We start from the raw sequence: 16,523 nt of genomic DNA on the forward strand, positions 1-16,523 counted from the left end.
CGCCCTCCTTCGGCACATTCAGATGTCGCCGGACAAACTTGCAGATTACGCGAACCGGGGCCAGAGCCGGGCGGCCTATTGCGATCCGTGCATCAGCTTGTCCATATCATCGGCGCTGACCCGGTCGATCCCGGCCTTTTCCAGCGCTTCGGCCACGATCCGTGACTGGCTCTTGCCCGAACGCGCGGCCTCGACCGCCAGCCCGCGGCGCAGATCCTCGGGAATGTCGAAAGGCACATGGTTGGTGGTCATGGCATCCTCCTGTCGCGATGTCCGCTGTCCAACGCGGTCCCTGCCGCCCCGGTTTCTAGCCCTCGCCACGCCGCAGAGCGGGCAGGCCGACCCCCGCCGCATCGAAACCGCCATCGACGGCCAGAACCTGCCCGGTGATGAAGCTGGCCTTGCCAGAGGCCAGAAACACGATCCCCTCGGCGATCTCGCGTGCCTCGCCGTAGCGGTTCAGCGGAATGGCGTCGTAATAGGCCGCGATGATTTCCGGCGCGTGAACCGCCATCGCCAGCTTGGTGCGCACCGGACCGGGGGCGATGCAATTCACACGGATGCCCTTTTCGCCCAGTTCGACGGCGAATTGCTTGGTCATGTGGATCACCGCCGCCTTCGAGGTGCCATAGGCCACCCGCAGGGTCGAGGCGCGCAGCCCCGAAATCGAGGCGATGTTCACGATTGCGCCCTTGCTGTCGGTCAGCGCCGGAACCAGCGCCTGCGAGCACAGGAAAACCCCGTCCAGATTGGTCTGCATGACCTCGCGCCAGGCCTCGTAACCGGTGTTCTCGACACGGCCGAACAGGGCCACGCCGGCATTGTTGACCAGCGCGTCCACCCTGCCAAAGACCTGCAACGCCTCGGCCGCCATCGCCTGAACCTGTTCGCGGTCCGAAATGTCGGCGGCAATGACATGCACGCCCTTCAGGGCGGCGGCGGCGCTGGTCAGTTCCTCGGCGTCCCGATCGACCATGACGACGCGCCAGCCCTGTTCCAGAAACAGCTCCGTGCTGGCCAGCCCGATGCCGCGCGCGGCCCCCGTGACCAATGCGACCTTTGCCTCATGGCTCATGACATTTCCTCCGGTTCGATGACGATTTCGACGGTGACGCCGACCGGGTTTGCACCCTCGGCCAGAACGCCCGAATGGACAAGGCCATCGGTATCGACGACCTCGATGGGCAGATGCGGGCGGCCATCGCGCAGCACCGCACCCGCGAAATGCAGTTCGGTCGCCATGCAATCGACGCAAGCGCCATCCTGAAAGCGGATATGGTCGATGCTGCCGACGCCGTGGATGCGGGCATCGGTGATCGCGTGCTCGGCGCAGAGCGAGGCAATGGCCGTCGCCACGTCCTCGCCCGGCCGCAGCCGCGCCAGAAGCCCGCCGCCGGTGCCACCGCCCTGCGGCTGGAACAGGGTAAAGGCGGTTTCGGCATCGGGCAGGGCCTCGAACCAGGCATCGTCGCTGCCGATCCCGTGCAGGACGGCATCCCTGGCCAGCACCGAATCCAGCGGCAGCAGATGGCCCATGCGATCCTGCCAGATGCCGTGGCAATGCAGGAACGTGGCGCCATCCTTTTGCCCGATGATGGCCGTGGCCGGTCCGACAAGGGTCGGCCCCTCCAGCGCGATCCGGTCCGAATACCAGGCCGCGTGAAGCCCGTCGCGCGAGAATGCCGGCAGAACGTAATGCAGCGGATCGCAGACAGTGCCGTCCAGCCGCAGCATCCCGCCCCGGCAGCCCGCAGCCTCGAAGATCGCGGCCACCGCGTCCATCACGCCCTGACCGGCGCGAACCCGGCCCGAAACCCGCCGCAGCCTCGCACGGACGGCCTGCACCCGCGCCGTGGCGCGCGGGCCGGGATGGATCATGCGGCCCTTCATGCGCGGTCCAGCAGGGATTGCGCCTCCAGCGCCTCGCGGATCAGCTTCTTGGTGATCTTGCCATAGGCCGATTTCGGCAGTTCCGGCCAGAACAGCACCCGGTGGGGCCGCTTGTATCCCGATATCCTGTCCGCCAGGAAATCCTTCACCCCGTCCTCGGTCGCGCTTTCGCCGGGGCGGCAGACGCAGATCGCCCAGCCGACCTCGCCCCATTTGCGGTCGGGCACGCCCAGCACCGCGACCTCGGAGATCGCCGGATGGGTCAGGATCTTTTCCTCGATCTCGCGCGGATAGACGTTCGAGCCACCCGAGATATACATGTCCGACGCCCGCCCGGTGATATAGACGAAGCCCTGCGCATCCATGTGGCCCAGATCGCCGGTGCGGAACCAGCCGTCGCGAAAGGATTTGGCATTCGCATCTGCGTTGTCGAAATAGCCCGCGAAGACCGCCGGGCCGATCACGCACAACTCGCCCGTCTCGAAGGGCGGCAGCGCGCGGCCCTGATCGTCCTGCACCTGCACCTCGATGCCGGTCCGGGGAAAGCCGCAGGTGCCTTCGCGGGCATCGTCATCCGCGCTGTGCAGCCATGTGGGCAGGACGGTGATGTTGCCCGTCACCTCGCCCAGCCCGAAATACTGCACCAGGACCGGCCCAAGCGCGGCCAAGGCGCGTTTCTGATCCTCGCGATACATCGGTGCGCCGGCATAGATGACGTAGCGCAGCGAGGTATGATCGAAATGGTCCAGGCTTTCATCCTCGACCAGCATCTTCAGGATCGTCGGCACCGTGAAGATGGTCGAGACGCGCCAGACCTCGACCAGTTTCCAGGCCGTCGCCACGTCGAACTTGTCCGAGGGCATCAGCACCGTCTTCACCGCGCGGGCCACCTGGGTCAGTTGATGCACCCCGGCGCCGTGCGACAGCGGCGCCACGACCAGCGAGGCATCCTCGGGCGTCAGCCCCGGCATCAGGTCGGCCAGATGGCTGGTGACGACAAAGGCCATCTGCCCATGGGTCAGCACCGATGCCTTGGGCCGCCCGGTCGTGCCGGAGGTGAAGAAGAACCAGCAGGGATCGTCGCGATCCACCGCCGCCACCTGCGGATGCCGGCCCAGATGCGCCTCGGTCAGCGCGCTTACGGAGGGGCCGAAATCGGCATCCCCGAAAGCCAGCAGGCGCAGGTCCGGCGCGGCCCCGGCGCAGGCCGCCGCGTGATCGGGGAAACGCGCATTGCAGATCATGAACCGCGCGCCCGAGCTTTCGGTCAGATAGACCAGTTCCTCGGGCGTCTGGCGGTAATTCGCGGGCACCCAGACGCCGCCCGCGCGCCAGACGGCGAACATGGCCTGCATCATCTCCATGCAGTTCTGCGACTGGCACTGCACCCGGTCGCCCTTGTCCAGGCCCATGTCCTGCAAGGCCAAGGCCAGCGCATCGGTCCGCGCCTCGAAATGGGCCCAGGTCCATTGCGCATCGCCCATGACCAGCGCCACGTCCTGCGGCACCCGCCGCGCCGCTTGCGTCAGGAAGGTGGCCAGGTTCATCACCCGTGTCGAAACCGGCGGCTGCAACGGGCTCATCTCACCCGCTCCAGGATGGAACAGTAATTCGCGACCGCCGCCCCGCCCATGTTGAACACGCCCGCAAGCGCCGCATCCGGCACCTGCATGGCGCCGCCTTCGGCCATCAACTGCATCGCGGCCATGACGTGCTGGCTGACGCCGGTCGCGCCGATCGGATGGCCGCGCGATTTCAGCCCGCCCGAGGGGTTGACCGGCAGCGCCCCGTCGAACCGGGTCACGCCGTCGCGGATCGCCCGCCAGCCCTGCCCGGCGGGGGCCAGCCCCATCGCCTCGTATTCGATCATCTCGGCGATGGTGAAACAATCATGCGTCTCGACCAGATCCAGATCATGGATCGCCAGCCCGGCCCGAGCCAGTGCCGCGGCCCATGCCCGGTGCGCGCCCTCGAAAGCGATCGGGTCGCGCCGCGACAGGGCCAGCAGATCGCCCGCCTGAGCCCGCGCCCGGAACCCGATCCCCCGCGCCAGCCCGGCGGCGGTTTCCACATCGGCCAGCACGATCGCCGCCGCCCCGTCCGAGATCAGCGAGCAATCCGTGCGCCGCAGCGGCCCGGCCACGCGCGGGTTCTTGTCGGAAATCGTGTTGCAGAAGGCGATGCCGAAATCCTTCTGCATGTGGGCATGGGGATTGCGCATCCCGTTTTCGTGATTCTTGGCGGCGATCATCGCCATCTCGTGGGACCGGTCGCCATGGCGCTGGAAATAGCTGCCGGCGATCTGGCCGAAGACGCCTGCGAAGCCGCCCTCGACATCGGCCTCCTCGGCGACGTAGCTGGCCGCCAGAAGAATGTCGCCGACCTCGGCCACGGGGGTCGCGGTCATCTTCTCGGCCCCGATCACCAGCGCCGTGCGGCCCCGCCCCGAAGCGATGAAATCCGCCGCCGCATACAGCGCGGCCGAGCCGGTGGCGCAGGCGTTCTCCGTCCGCATGAAGGGCACGCCCGCCAGTTCCGGTGTGCCCATCGCAACCAGCGCACCCTGAAAATCCTGCCGGCTGAAACCGTTGTTCCAGACCCCCGCGAAGATGCCGTCCACCGCGTCGGGCGGGATCCCGGCATGGTCCAGCGCCGGCCGCGCCACCTCGGCCATCAGGGCCATCGTGTCGGGGGCCTCGGACTTGCCGAATTTCGTATGTGCCCAGCCAACGATCAGCGGATCATTCTGCATCATTGCCGTTCCTTTCTGCCGGCGGCCAGTGCCGCCTCGATCAGCCGCGCCTCGTCGTGCAGCAGGGCCGCCAGCCGCGGCTGGCGATCGGAACCCATCCGGGCCTCGATCGCGGCCAGCGACAGCGCGGCGGCGGGGGTGCCGTCGGGCCACAGGATCGCCACGCCGATGCCCCATGAACCGGCCACGACCCGTCCCGGATTGACGGCATAGCCGCGTTCCCGCGCCAGATCCACATCGGCGCCCAGACGATCCGAGGCTGCGCCCATCCTTTGCCGCAGCGCGTCCTGCAACCGCGCCAGAACCGCATCGGCACGCGCCTTGGGCATGGCGGCCAGCACCGCCAGACCGCCGGCGCCCACCCCCAGCGGATTGCGGTCGCCCTTCTGCAACGCATGGGTGCGGATCGGAAAATCGCCGTCCTCGCGGTGCAGGCACAGGATATGATCGCCTTGCGGAACCGAGATGAAGGCAGTGTCGCCGGTCGCCCGCGCCAGACGGCGCAGATTGTCGGCCGCGTGGTTCAGCATGCCGTGCCGCGACGCCGCCAATGATCCCAGCAGAAACGCCTCGGGGCCCAGATGATAGCGCCGCGTCGCGCCGTCCTGTTCGATCAGTCCCGCACCGGCCAGCGCCATCAGCAGCCGCCGCGCCGTCGGGCGCGACAGGCCGGTTTCGCTGACCAGCCCGGCCAGCCCGCGGCCCGCATCGCCGCCACGCCCGACCAGCGACAGCAGCGCCAGCGCCCGTTCGACGGATTGCGCGCCCGACCCCGCCGGAGCGGGCTCGGGGTCGTGTCGATGCCGGGCGCCGGTCTGCATCGCGGATTACAGCGTGCGGCCGACCGCCGATTCCAGGATCGCCCAGGCCTCGTCGCCATAGGTCTTCTTCCACTCGGCGTAAAAGCCCGCCTCGCGCAGCTTGTCCTCGAACGGCTTGGGATCGACATCGTTGAAGACCAGACCCTGCCCCTCCAGTTCGCCCCGCAGATCGGCGTTCAACTGCATCACGTCCTGGCGCTGTTCCATGCCTGCCTTGTTGAAGTTCTCGGCCACGATCTGTTGCAGATCCTCGGGCAGGGCGCCCCAGGCGCGGCGGTTGGCCAGCATCCAGAACCCGTCCCACATGTGGTTGGTCATGCTGACATATTTCTGCACCTCCCACATCTTGGCGACCTTGATGATGGCCAGCGGGTTTTCCTGCCCGTCGACGACGCCGGTCTGCAATGCGGTATAGACCTCGGCGAAGTTGATCGAGGTCGGCGCCGATCCGAAAGCGGTGAACATCGAGGTCCAGAGCGGCGAGACGGGAACCCGGATCTTGAAGCCTTCCAGATCGGCCGGCCCCTCGATCGGCTTGGTCGACGTGGTCGTCTGGCGAAAGCCGTTATCCCAGATCTTCTCCATCACGACCAGGCCCGCATCCTCGATCTGGCCGCGCTCATAAGCGCCCAGTTCGCCATCCATCGCCTTCCAGACGGCATCGTAATCCGGGAAGGCGAAGCCGATACCGTTGATCGAGGCATTGGGCACCAGCGTCGACAGGATCACAGGCGACAGCAGGAAGAATTCGACCCCGCCTGCGCGCAACTGGCTCAGCACGTCGGTATCCGCGCCCAGCTGGTTCGATGGAAAGACCTGCACATCGACGCGGCCGTCGGATTGTTCGGCAATGGCCTTGACCGCCTCGGCGGCGCGGATATTGGTCGGGTGTTCCAGCGGCTGGTTGTTGGCCAGCTTCATGGTGAATTCGGCGGCATTGGCAGGGCGCAGCCGGATGAACGGCGAGGCCAGCACCCCGGCCGAGGCCCCCAGAACCAGCGAACGGCGGTTAAATTTCATGATCATGTCCTCCCTTGGATCATAGAAACGCGGTCGAGAATTGCGGAATCGCGGCGATCACGGCCAGACCGACCATCAGCGCGGCCAGATAGGGCCAGACGCGGGCCATGACCTGATCGGCCTCGGCCCCGCCGATCTTGCAGGCGATGTAGAAACCGATGCCGATGGGCGGCGCCATCAGACCGATATTCATCGCGGTCACGACGATCATCGCGTAGTGGATGTCGTGGATGCCGAGGCCGCGCGCGATGGGAAACATGATCGGCGCCAGCAGCACGATGGCGGGCAGACCCTCCAGCACGCAGCCCAGCACCAGAAAGATCACGATGCTGGCCAGAATGAAGGTCGCCGCACCGCCCGGCAGACCGGTGACGAAGGTCAGCAGATCGCGCGCGAAGCCCGATTGCGTCAGCCCCCAGGCCATCGCCGAGGCCGCGCCCAAAATCAGCAGGATCGCACCCGACATGGCGACGGTTTCCACCAGCATCGGCGTGATCCGGCGCATCGGGATGCCGCCGTAAAGCACGATCCCGGCGACCCAGGCATAGAGCACGGCGACGGTCGAAACCTCGGTCGCGGTGGCCACGCCGCCGCCGACCAGGCCGCGGATCATGAAGGGCAGGACCAGCGCCGGCACGGCGATCACCGCCGCCCGGCCGGCATCGCCCCAGGTGGCGCGGCGGACCGCCGACATGTCCTCGGCCCGCGCCTTCCAGCGGGCAAGCACCGCCAGCGCGACCAGCAGCACCATCGCGATGAACAGCCCGGCCGTGAACAGCCCCGCAATCGATACGCCCGCGACCGAGCCCAGCACGATCAGCACGATCGAGGGCGGCACCGTATCGGCCATCGCCGCGCCCGCCGCCATCTGGGCCGTCATCTCTGGCACCGAATGGCCGCGCCGCTTCATTTCGGGAAACAGCGCCGGGGCGACGGTGGCCATGTCCGACACCTTCGACCCCGAAATCCCGGAAACCAGAAACAGCGATCCCAGCAGGACATAGCTCATCCCGGCCTTCACGTGCCCCAGGAACGACGCCAGGAAACTGACGATGGCGCGGCCCATGCCGGTCGCGTCCAGGATGCAGCCCAGCAGCACGAAGACCGGCACCGACAGCAGGATGATCGACGACATCCCCTCGTCGATCCGTCCGATCATCACGAAGACCGGCGAGCGGGTGGCGAAGGTCAGATAGGCCAGCGTGCCCAGAGCGAAGCAGAAGGCGATGGGCACGCCCGCGACCAGCAGCAGCCCGACCACAAGGCCCAGAAAGATCGGCAGGTTCCAGTTGCCGATCCCCATCAGGGCGGGCTTCGCCAACCACAGCAGCCCGGCGATCGCCGCGAAAACCGCAAGGCTGACCGCGATCCGGCGCCATTCGCGGGTGCGGATCACCGACAGGACCGTCAGCACCGCCATCAGCCCGATCCCTGCCGGCAGCGCCGAGGCCCGCCACGACATCGGAATTCCCAAGGCGGGCGAGGTGACGTAGCTTTCCTCGTAGGCATAGCTGGCGGCGACCGGCAGCAGCCGCAGCAGCAGCACCGCCACCAGCGCCTGCCCCGCCACCTCGACCCAGCGGGTCAGGGGCGCGGGCAGCATCGGCAGGAACACCGTCAGCCGCATGTGTTCGTGGCGATCCACCGCCAGCGCCGCGCCGAACATCGCCATCCAGATGAATGCGATCGAGGCAACCTCGTCGCCCCAGATCAGCGGCTTGTTCAACAGATAGCGCGAGGTGACATTGGCCAGGACCGTGACGATCATCACCACCAGCAGCGCCGCCGAGGCCAGCTCGACCGGCCGCATCCAGGATTCCGCCCGCCTGGGCTGTGACAGTGATTCGACCCCGCCAAGCGCCAGCTCGGCATCCGGCTCATCAGCCAGCTGCATCCGCGATCCTCTCCCTGGCGCCCCCCGGCGCCGCCATCCACGATATGGACGGCCGTTCCCGGGGCCGGACGTTAGGCAGGGAAAGCCTGCCGGGCAAGAAGAAAATCCCGGCAAAGAATCGAATGACATGCGTCCACGATATGGACTCTGCTCAGCCCGCCATCGTCATTCAGCCCCGCCCTGCGGCCTGGCGCGCGGCCGCGACATTGCTGTCGCCGCCACCCGAGCCCGCGCTGACCGATGCCTCATTCCCGGCCGCTGCCATGCTGGGCCAGAAGATCGGCAAAGCGTTCGCCCTGGATCAGGATATGGGCGCGCTGCGCGGCCTCGGCCGCCGCGGCGTCGCCCGCCTCGATGGCGGCGACGATCCGTCCGTGTTCGGCCAGCGACTGACGCAGGCGGCGGGGCAGACGCAGTTGCTGACGGCGAAAGGGCGTCAGCCGCAGATGCAGCAATTCGGCCTGCTGGGACAGGAACAGGTTGCCCGATCCGCGATAGATGGCGCTGTGAAAGCCCTTGTTCGCGGTATAATAGGCCGAGGCGTCGCCGGTATCGGCCGCCGCCGCGCAGCGGGCCAGCCAGCCGCGCAGATCCGCAAACAGGTCGGGGTCGCCGCGTCGCGCACAAAGCCGGGCGCAGACGGCCTCCAGTTCCGCCATCACCTCGAACATCTCGACGATGCGTCCGATCGAGGGGTTCAGCACCTGCGTTCCCCGGCGCGGCTTCAGTTCGACCAGCCCCGATGCCGACAGGCGCTGCAATGCCTCGCGCACCGGCGTGCGCGAGACGCCGAAACGCTCGGCCAGGGCGGGCTCTTCCAGTCGCGTGCCGGGGGGCAGGACGCCTTCGACGATCTCGGCCTCCAGCCTCTCGCTGATGTCATCGGCGGCGCTGGCCATCACGATCCTTTCTGTTTGTGTGCATAATTATTGCTTGTGTATACACAAAAGTCGAGACAGAATGAGCACCGGGAGAATGAACAGCCGCGTCCGACGCGGCGAAACGGGGCGGGCTCCGCCCGAGGGAGGAAAGATGAAGTTCAAGTCAACCTGCGCCGTTCTGGCGCTGAGTGTCGCGATGCCGCTGGCCGCCGGGGCCGAGGTTCTGAAAGCCAGCCACCAGTTTCCGGGCGGCAAGGGCGATGCCCGCGACGAGATGATGCAGATGATCGCCAAGGACGTGGCCGATGCCGGCGTCGATCTGGAAATCCGCGTCTATCCGGGTGAATCGCTTTACAAGGCCAAGGAACAATGGAGCGCGCTGACCAGCGGGCAACTGGACATGACCTCGTTCCCGCTGGACTACGCGGCGGGACGGGTGCCGCAATTCAGCGTGACGCTGATGCCGGGACTGGTGCGCAACCACGAACGCGCCGCGCGGCTGAACGATTCGCCCTTCATGGACACGATCCACAAGCTGATCGAGGATAACGGGGCCATGGTCCTGTCGGATGCCTGGCTTGCCGGAGGTTTCGTCAGCAAGAAGAACTGCATCACCGCGCCGGACACGATTTCGGGCCAGGTGACGCGGGCGGCGGGACCGGCCTTCGAGCAGATGCTGGTCGGCGCGGGCGCCTCGATTTCCTCGATGCCCTCGTCCGAGATCTATACCGGGATGCAGACCGGCGTTCTGGATGCGGCCAATACCTCGTCGGGGTCGATGGTCAGCTACCGGCTGTATGAACAGGCCAAATGCCTGACCGCACCGGGTGAAAACGCCTTGTGGTTCATGTATGAACCGGTCCTGATCTCGAAGAAGACGTTCGATCGGCTGACCCCGGAACAGCAGCAGGCGCTGAAGGATGCCGGCCAGCGGGCCGAGGAATGGTTCGCCGAACAGGCCGCCGGGCTGGACAGCAAGATGGTGGACACCTTCGAGAAGGCCGGGGTCGAGGTCGTCACCATGTCGCCCGAGAATTTCGATGCCTGGCTGAAGATCGCTCAGGATACCTCGTACAAGAATTTCTCGAACGAGGTCGAGGGCGGCAAGGATCTGATCGACCAGGCGATGGCGGTCGAATGATCCTGGCGATGACCCGCGGAACGGGAAGCCGCGGAGGGTGGCGATGAGCGGCCTTCTGCGGCTTCTGAACGGTCTTGCCCGGCTCAGCGGCCTGCTTGCGATGATGCTGCTGGCCGCGGCGACGGTCGTGGTGACGCAGATGGTGTTTTCCCGCTATGTTCTGGGCGCCTCGACCGTGTGGCAGACCGAATTCGTCATCTACGCCACCACGGCGGCGATGATGCTGGGCAGCCCCTACGTGCTGGCGCTGCGCGGCCATGTCGGGGTCGATCTGCTGGTCGAGGCGGCCGGTCCGGGGCTGCGGCGGGTCTTCGCGCTGATCTCGGGGCTGGCCTCGTTGGGCTTTGTCGGCGCGCTGGCCTGGTCCGGTTTCGTCTTTCTCTACGAGGCCGCCTCGCGCGGCTGGACGACCGACACGATCTGGGCGCTGCCTCTGTGGATCCCGTTCTGGCCGGTGCCTTTCGCGATGGGGCTGATGATGCTGCAACTGATCGTGCAGATGCTGATGGCGATCACGGGCGAGACGCCCGGCAAGGAGGTCTGATGTCTCCGTCCATGGCGGGTATCGCCGTTCTGGTCACGATGCTGGGCCTGCTGGGCGCGGGCACACCCATCGCCTTCGCGCTTGGCTTCGTCGCGGTCGCGGCGCTGGTCCTGTCCGAGGGGTTCAGCGCCATCGGTGGTCTGTCCGAAACCTTCTTCGCCGGGCTGGCCAATTTCGGCATGGTCTCGGTGCCGATGTTCATCCTGATGGGCGCCGCCGTCGCCAGTTCGCCCGCGGGCAGGGATCTGTACGAAGCGCTGGACCGCTGGCTTTACCGGGTGCCGGGCGGCATGGTCATGTCCAATATCGGCGCCTGCGCGCTGTTTGCCGCGCTGTCGGGCAGCAGCCCCGCAACCTGTGCCGCCATCGGCAAGATGGGCATCCCGGAAATGACCAAGCGCGGCTATCCCGACAGCCTGGCCGCCGGATCCATCGCGGCGGGCGGCACGCTGGGCATCCTGATCCCGCCCTCGGTCACGATGATCGTCTACGGCATATCGACCGAGACCTCTATCGGGCGGCTGTTTCTGGCCGGGCTGCTGCCGGGGCTGATGCTGACGGTGCTGTTCATGGCCTGGGCGCTTATCGATTGCTGGCGCAAGGGGATCGCGCTTGGCGATGTGACGCGGCGCTATTCGCTGGCCGAACGGCTTGAGAACCTGCCCCGCGTGCTGCCCTTCCTGCTGATCGTGGCCGCCATCCTTTTCGTGCTTTATGGCGGTGTCGCCACGCCCTCGGAGGCGGCCGGCACCGGCGCGCTGATCTGCATCCTGCTGGTCGCGATCATCTACCGGATGTGGCGGGCGGGCCCGATGATCGCGATCTTCCGCGACACCATCCGCGAGGCGGTGATGATCATGCTGATCATCGGTGCGGCCGAATTGTTCGCCTTTGCCCTGTCCTCGCTGTTCATCACCCAGACCGTCGCCGGTGCCATCGCCGATCTGGAGGTCAATCGCTGGATCCTGCTGATCGTGATCCAGCTTTTTCTGCTGGTCGCGGGCTTCTTCCTGCCGCCGGTCGCCATCATCCTGATGTCGGCGCCGATCCTGATGCCGATCCTCGATTCGGCGGGCTTCGATCCCTACTGGTTCGCGGTCATCCTGACGATCAACATGGAGATCGGGCTGATCACGCCGCCGGTGGGGCTGAACCTCTATGTCATCAACGGGATCGCGCCGCAGATTTCGCTGCGCGACATTCTCTACGGCTCGCTGCCCTTCGTCGGGATGATGGTGCTCGGCATGGTGCTGCTGTCGATCTTTCCGCAGATCGCCCTGTTCCTGCCGGATCTGATCATGGGGCCCGCGCTATGACGCTGACGGCGCAGCTCTATGACCGCCTCAGCAGCCTTGTCGTCAGTTCCGGCTGGCGGCGCGGCAAGGGCACGCCGCCGCCGGCGCCGGATGCGCTGATCGGGGCCGCGCGCGCGCTGACGGAACTGCAATCGGAAACCCGCGGCATGGCGGTCGCGGCGGATATCCTGGCGGGCTATGCCGCGCTGGACGATCCCGAAAAGCGCATCTTCTTCGAGGGCCTGCGCGACGGTTTCGACCCCGACCACGCGGCGCTGGCCCGGGCTGCAAAGGTCTGGCTGGACAAGGGATCGCCCGCCGATCTGGAAGCCCTGTCGCGCTTGGCCGAGCCTCCGCGCCAGGAATTGCTGCGGCGGCTGAACATGGCGCAGGGCGGGACCGTCCGGCTGGTGGGGATGCGCGCCGACCTGCTGCGGCTGACGGGCCGCGACCGGACCTTTGCCCGCGTCGATGCCGATTTCCGTCACCTGCTGCGATCCTGGTTCAATCGCGGATTTCTGCAATTGCTGCGCATCGACTGGCACAGCCCGGCCTTGCTGCTGGAAAAGCTGATCGAATACGAGGCGGTCCACGAGATCCGCGATTTCCGCGATCTTCAGCGCCGGGTCCTGCCGGTGGATCGGCGCTGCTATGCCTATATGCATCCCGCCATGCCCGACGAGCCGCTGATCTTCGTCGAGGTCGCGCTGACCCGCGGGCTGCCCGATTCCGTGCAGGCGCTGATCGACGAAAGCCGTGCACCGCTGGACCCCGAAGACGCCGATACGGCCGTCTTCTATTCCATATCGAACTGCCAGTCGGGGCTGGCGGGCATCAGTTTCGGCAATCTGCTGATCAAGAACGTGGTCGCCGAACTGTCCCGCGAATTGCCCGAACTGGCGACCTTCGTCACGCTGTCGCCGATTCCCGGCCTGCGCGCCTGGCTGGAGGAACGGGCCGCCGCGGGCGAGGCCGAGGCCACCGCCCTGCTGCGCGATCCGCAGCCCGGCCCGCTGACCGCACAGACCGCGCGCTACCTTCTGCTGGCCAAGGATGCCAAAGGCCGGCCCCGCGATCCGGTGGCCCGCTTTCACCTGGGCAACGGCGCCGAGGCGCACCGCCTGATCGCCGGCGCCGACATTTCGGACCGGGGAACGAGGCAAAGCCTCGGGATGATGGTCAACTACCTCTATGACCGGCGCCGGATCGAGGCCCAGCACGACGATTTCACCGAACGCGGTATCATCGCCGCGCCGAAGCGGTTGCAGGACATCGCGCGCAAGGCCGAGATCGAGGCCGCCCCGGCCGGCAGACGGACCAAAACGGACAGCAAGACATGACGAACACGCTTTTCGACGCATTGATGGCCCCGCACAAGGGCGAGGCGCGCGATTTCCTGATCCTGCCGGACGGATCAAGCCTGTCCTATGACGACATCCATCGCCTGTCGGGCCGGCTTGCGAACCTGCTGACGGCGCAGGGCGTGAAGCCCGGCGACCGGGTGGCGGTGCAGGTCCAGAAATCACCCGAGGCGCTGGCCCTCTATCTGGCGACGATCCGCGCGGGCGCGGTCTTTCTGCCGCTGAACACGGCCTATACCCCGGCCGAGATCGCCTATTTCGTCGGCGATGCCGAACCCGCGCTTGTCGTCTGCGATCCCGCCCGCGCGGCCCGGCGCGACGACTTCCTGCCCGATGGCGGCAAGCTGATGACGCTGGACGCGGATGGCGAGGGCGACTTGATCGAGGCCGCGATCTGCCATGCCGAGGTGCAGAACCCGGTGCCACGCCGGGGCGATGATCTGGCGGCGATCCTTTACACCTCGGGCACGACCGGCCGGTCCAAGGGCGCCATGCTGAGCCATGACAACCTGCTGTCGAACGCGCGCGTGCTGGCCGATGCCTGGCGCTTCACCTCGGAGGACGTGCTGCTGCACGCGCTGCCGATCTTTCACACGCATGGGTTGTTCGTCGCCTCGAACGTGCTGATGCTGGCCGGCGGGGCGATGATCTGGCTGCCGAAATTCGATGCGGCCCAGGTGATCGAGCTGCTGCCGCGGGCGACCAGCATGATGGGCGTGCCGACCTTCTACACCCGCCTGCTGGACCGGCCCGATTTTACCGGCGAACTGGTGCAGAAGATGCGGCTGTTCACCTCGGGCAGCGCACCGCTGCTGGCCGAGACGCATCGCGCCTTCGAGGATCGGACCGGGCACCGGATTCTCGAACGCTATGGCATGACGGAAACCAACATGAACACCTCGAACCCCTATGAGGGCGAGAGGCGGGCGGGCACGGTGGGCTTTCCGCTGCCCGGCGTCGCGCTGCGGATCACCGGCGAGGACGGATCCTTGCTGCCGCGCGGCGAGATAGGCCAGATCGAGGTTCGCGGCGATAACGTGTTCCAGGGCTATTGGCGAATGCCCGACAAGACGGCCGAGGATCTGGCGCCGGATGGCTGGTTCCGAACCGGCGATCTGGGCATGATCGATCCGGACGGCTATGTGGTGATCGTGGGACGCGGCAAGGATCTGATCATCTCGGGCGGCTTCAACATCTATCCCAAGGAGGTCGAACTGCTGATCGACGAGATGCCGGGCGTTCTGGAAAGCGCCGTGATCGGCGTGCCGCATCCCGATTTCGGCGAAGGCGTGGTGGCCGTGATCGCGCGCGCCGAAGGGGCCGAACCGGACCCGGATGCGATCATCGCCGACCTCTCGGACAGGCTGGCCAGATTCAAGCAGCCCAAGAAGGTGATGATCATCGACGAATTGCCGCGCAACACGATGGGCAAGGTGCAGAAAGCCGCGTTGCGGGCCGAATATGCCGAACTTTTCAGCGGCCGTGATCAGACCAGGTAGATCGCGTTCGTCACGTCCTGGGCGCTGAGGCTCTCGCCCACGAAGACGATCCTGTCCGCGTCCAGAAGCTCGACAATGACGCCACCTGCCGTCTCGCGGATCGCGTCGCTGATGAAATTCGCGTCGCTGGTTCCGATGGCGCTTCGCGCGATCATCACCCGGTCCTCGATCGGATCGAAATCCGCCACCCGATCGACGCCGCCGCCCGGGCCGAAGATGAAACTGTCCGCGCCCGCGCCGCCGATCAGCGTGTCATTGCCCGCCGCGCCACGCAGCGTATCGTCGCCGCCGCGCCCTTCAAGCCGGTCATCGCCATCATTTCCGGCCAGATAATCGTCGCCGCCGACGCCGACCAGCCGGTCATCGCCCGAGCCTCCGGCGATCCGGTCATTGCCCGCGCCGCCATAGACCAGGTCGGCACCGGCGCCGCCCGTCAGCCGGTCGTTGCCGTCCTTGCCGAGAATCAGGTCGTCGCCATTGCCGCCATGCATCAGGTCGTTGCCCAGCCCGCCGACCAGGCGGTCGTTGCCGCCCTGTCCCAGCACCCGGTCATTTCCGCCCTGACCCTCCAGCGTATCGTCGCCATTGCCGCCCGCGATCCAGTCATGTCCGCTGCCCGCCCGAACGAAGGTGTCGAAGCCGCCCAGCCGGATGTCGTCGCCGCGACTCGTCCCCCGGACCGATCCCGATGGCGCGCTGAGATAGGTCTGGCCGTCGAAATGGGGCAGCCATGCGGCTCGGCCCGGCTGCGTCACCGCCAGATCCGGCAGCGGCAGTCTCGGCAGGCCGTTGCTGTAGTCGATATCGACATCGCCATCGGTTGCCGCAAAGTTCTGCGTGACCATCAGAACCTTGTAGTCCTGATTGTCGCGGGTGAAGTCGCCGACCTTGAGACCGATCCCGATCACCTCGGCATCGGGGTTGAGGATATTGGCGCGATGCGAGGGGCTGTCCATGAACATCCGGTGCAGGGCGCGCACATCGTCGTTCAGCCCGTCGCCCGTCGTCACGCTGCGATAGGCGATGTTTTCCGACGTCATCCAGCGCCCATCCAGATCCAGCCCCGCCGCCCGCATCCGGTCTGTCGGGCTGCTGCCGCCGCGGCCGGTATGCGAAAAGACATCCGCCGACAGCATCCAGGCCGAATGCGCGTCCGCCGATTGGTTCAGCGCGGTTTCGATGCGCAGGGGGTCCAGCCCGTAACTTGCGCGGCTCGCATTCACGAGGCTGACGAAATAGCGTTCGGCGGCGGAGGCGATCGACATCGTTCAGGTCCGTTCAGGTTTTTGTGCTGGCACAACCTTAGCGCGCATTTCGTGCGATGCTCGCCCGAATTGCAGAGAATGCAACACATTACCGAGAAGTTAACGACAACCCGCGGGAATTCCGGTTGAAATTCCTGTCCGCCCCTTGGCTCCGGCGTTC

General features: G+C 66.6%; 15 protein-coding genes. 5 read left to right on the top strand and 10 right to left on the bottom strand.

Going from position 1 to position 16,523, the window contains the following annotated elements; all coding sequences use genetic code 11:
• Window positions 1–75 precede the first annotated feature (75 nt).
• The 9 genes from AC13CR_RS12230 to AC13CR_RS12270 all read right to left on the bottom strand — a co-directional run bounded on the left by AC13CR_RS12230 (window position 76) and on the right by AC13CR_RS12270 (window position 9,276).
• Entirely contained in the window at window positions 76–252 is a 177-nt protein-coding gene (locus AC13CR_RS12230) for a hypothetical protein (RefSeq protein WP_292956453.1), read from the bottom strand.
• 55 nt (window positions 253–307) lie between these two features.
• Window positions 308–1,075: an SDR family NAD(P)-dependent oxidoreductase gene (locus AC13CR_RS12235; RefSeq protein ID WP_292956450.1), complete on the bottom strand. Its 768-nt coding sequence runs from the start codon at window positions 1,073–1,075 to the stop codon at window positions 308–310.
• The gene (locus AC13CR_RS12240) at window positions 1,072–1,878 is read right to left on the bottom strand and encodes a PCC domain-containing protein (protein ID WP_446233890.1); all 807 of its coding nucleotides are present in this window, start codon (window positions 1,876–1,878) and stop codon (window positions 1,072–1,074) included. Before AC13CR_RS12240 ends, AC13CR_RS12235 begins: the two co-directional genes overlap by 4 nt.
• An 8-nt stretch (window positions 1,879–1,886) precedes the next feature.
• Window positions 1,887–3,473: an acyl-CoA synthetase gene (locus tag AC13CR_RS12245; RefSeq protein WP_446236664.1), complete on the bottom strand. Its 1,587-nt coding sequence runs from the start codon at window positions 3,471–3,473 to the stop codon at window positions 1,887–1,889.
• Entirely contained in the window at window positions 3,470–4,645 is a 1,176-nt protein-coding gene (locus AC13CR_RS12250) for an acetyl-CoA acetyltransferase (protein WP_446232117.1), read from the bottom strand. The genes AC13CR_RS12245 and AC13CR_RS12250 overlap by 4 nt, the downstream gene beginning before the upstream one ends.
• Window positions 4,642–5,463: an IclR family transcriptional regulator gene (locus AC13CR_RS12255; RefSeq protein WP_292956438.1), complete on the bottom strand. Its 822-nt coding sequence runs from the start codon at window positions 5,461–5,463 to the stop codon at window positions 4,642–4,644. The genes AC13CR_RS12250 and AC13CR_RS12255 overlap by 4 nt, the downstream gene beginning before the upstream one ends.
• Before the next feature lie 6 nt (window positions 5,464–5,469).
• Window positions 5,470–6,483, bottom strand: coding sequence for a TRAP transporter substrate-binding protein (locus AC13CR_RS12260; RefSeq protein ID WP_293013506.1), 1,014 nt, complete (start codon window positions 6,481–6,483; stop codon window positions 5,470–5,472).
• A gap of 19 nt (window positions 6,484–6,502) precedes the next feature.
• On the bottom strand, window positions 6,503–8,377 hold the full coding sequence (locus tag AC13CR_RS12265) for a TRAP transporter large permease (RefSeq protein ID WP_292956434.1): 1,875 nt from the start codon (window positions 8,375–8,377) through the stop codon (window positions 6,503–6,505).
• A 245-nt stretch (window positions 8,378–8,622) separates the two neighbouring features.
• Complete coding sequence (locus AC13CR_RS12270; protein WP_292956432.1) at window positions 8,623–9,276, bottom strand: GntR family transcriptional regulator; 654 nt, start codon at window positions 9,274–9,276, stop codon at window positions 8,623–8,625.
• 133 nt (window positions 9,277–9,409) lie between these two features.
• On the opposite strand from AC13CR_RS12270, the gene AC13CR_RS12275 reads away from it, so the two are divergent.
• From AC13CR_RS12275 to AC13CR_RS12295, 5 genes are read left to right on the top strand one after another with little or no spacing between them, the layout of a single operon-like run.
• Window positions 9,410–10,399 carry a TRAP transporter substrate-binding protein gene (locus tag AC13CR_RS12275; protein ID WP_292956429.1) on the top strand — a complete coding sequence of 330 codons (990 nt, stop codon included), beginning with the start codon at window positions 9,410–9,412 and terminating at the stop codon, window positions 10,397–10,399.
• Between the two features lie 43 nt (window positions 10,400–10,442).
• Window positions 10,443–10,943: a TRAP transporter small permease gene (locus AC13CR_RS12280; RefSeq protein WP_292956426.1), complete on the top strand. Its 501-nt coding sequence runs from the start codon at window positions 10,443–10,445 to the stop codon at window positions 10,941–10,943.
• Window positions 10,943–12,259 carry a TRAP transporter large permease gene (locus tag AC13CR_RS12285; protein ID WP_292956423.1) on the top strand — a complete coding sequence of 439 codons (1,317 nt, stop codon included), beginning with the start codon at window positions 10,943–10,945 and terminating at the stop codon, window positions 12,257–12,259. The genes AC13CR_RS12280 and AC13CR_RS12285 overlap by 1 nt, the downstream gene beginning before the upstream one ends.
• Entirely contained in the window at window positions 12,256–13,578 is a 1,323-nt protein-coding gene (locus AC13CR_RS12290) for a malonyl-CoA decarboxylase (RefSeq protein WP_292956420.1), read from the top strand. The genes AC13CR_RS12285 and AC13CR_RS12290 overlap by 4 nt, the downstream gene beginning before the upstream one ends.
• Window positions 13,575–15,098 (top strand): malonate--CoA ligase, encoded by a 1,524-nt coding sequence (locus AC13CR_RS12295; protein ID WP_293013509.1) that lies wholly within the window; start codon window positions 13,575–13,577, stop codon window positions 15,096–15,098. The genes AC13CR_RS12290 and AC13CR_RS12295 overlap by 4 nt, the downstream gene beginning before the upstream one ends.
• Here AC13CR_RS12295 and AC13CR_RS12300 read toward each other — a convergent pair.
• Window positions 15,086–16,363 carry a CAP domain-containing protein gene (locus tag AC13CR_RS12300; protein WP_292956414.1) on the bottom strand — a complete coding sequence of 426 codons (1,278 nt, stop codon included), beginning with the start codon at window positions 16,361–16,363 and terminating at the stop codon, window positions 15,086–15,088. The two genes, AC13CR_RS12295 and AC13CR_RS12300, sit on opposite strands and share 13 nt — an antisense overlap.
• Between the last annotated feature and the right edge of the window lie 160 nt (window positions 16,364–16,523).

It is taken from the genome of Paracoccus sp. L-17 (assembly GCF_056857655.1).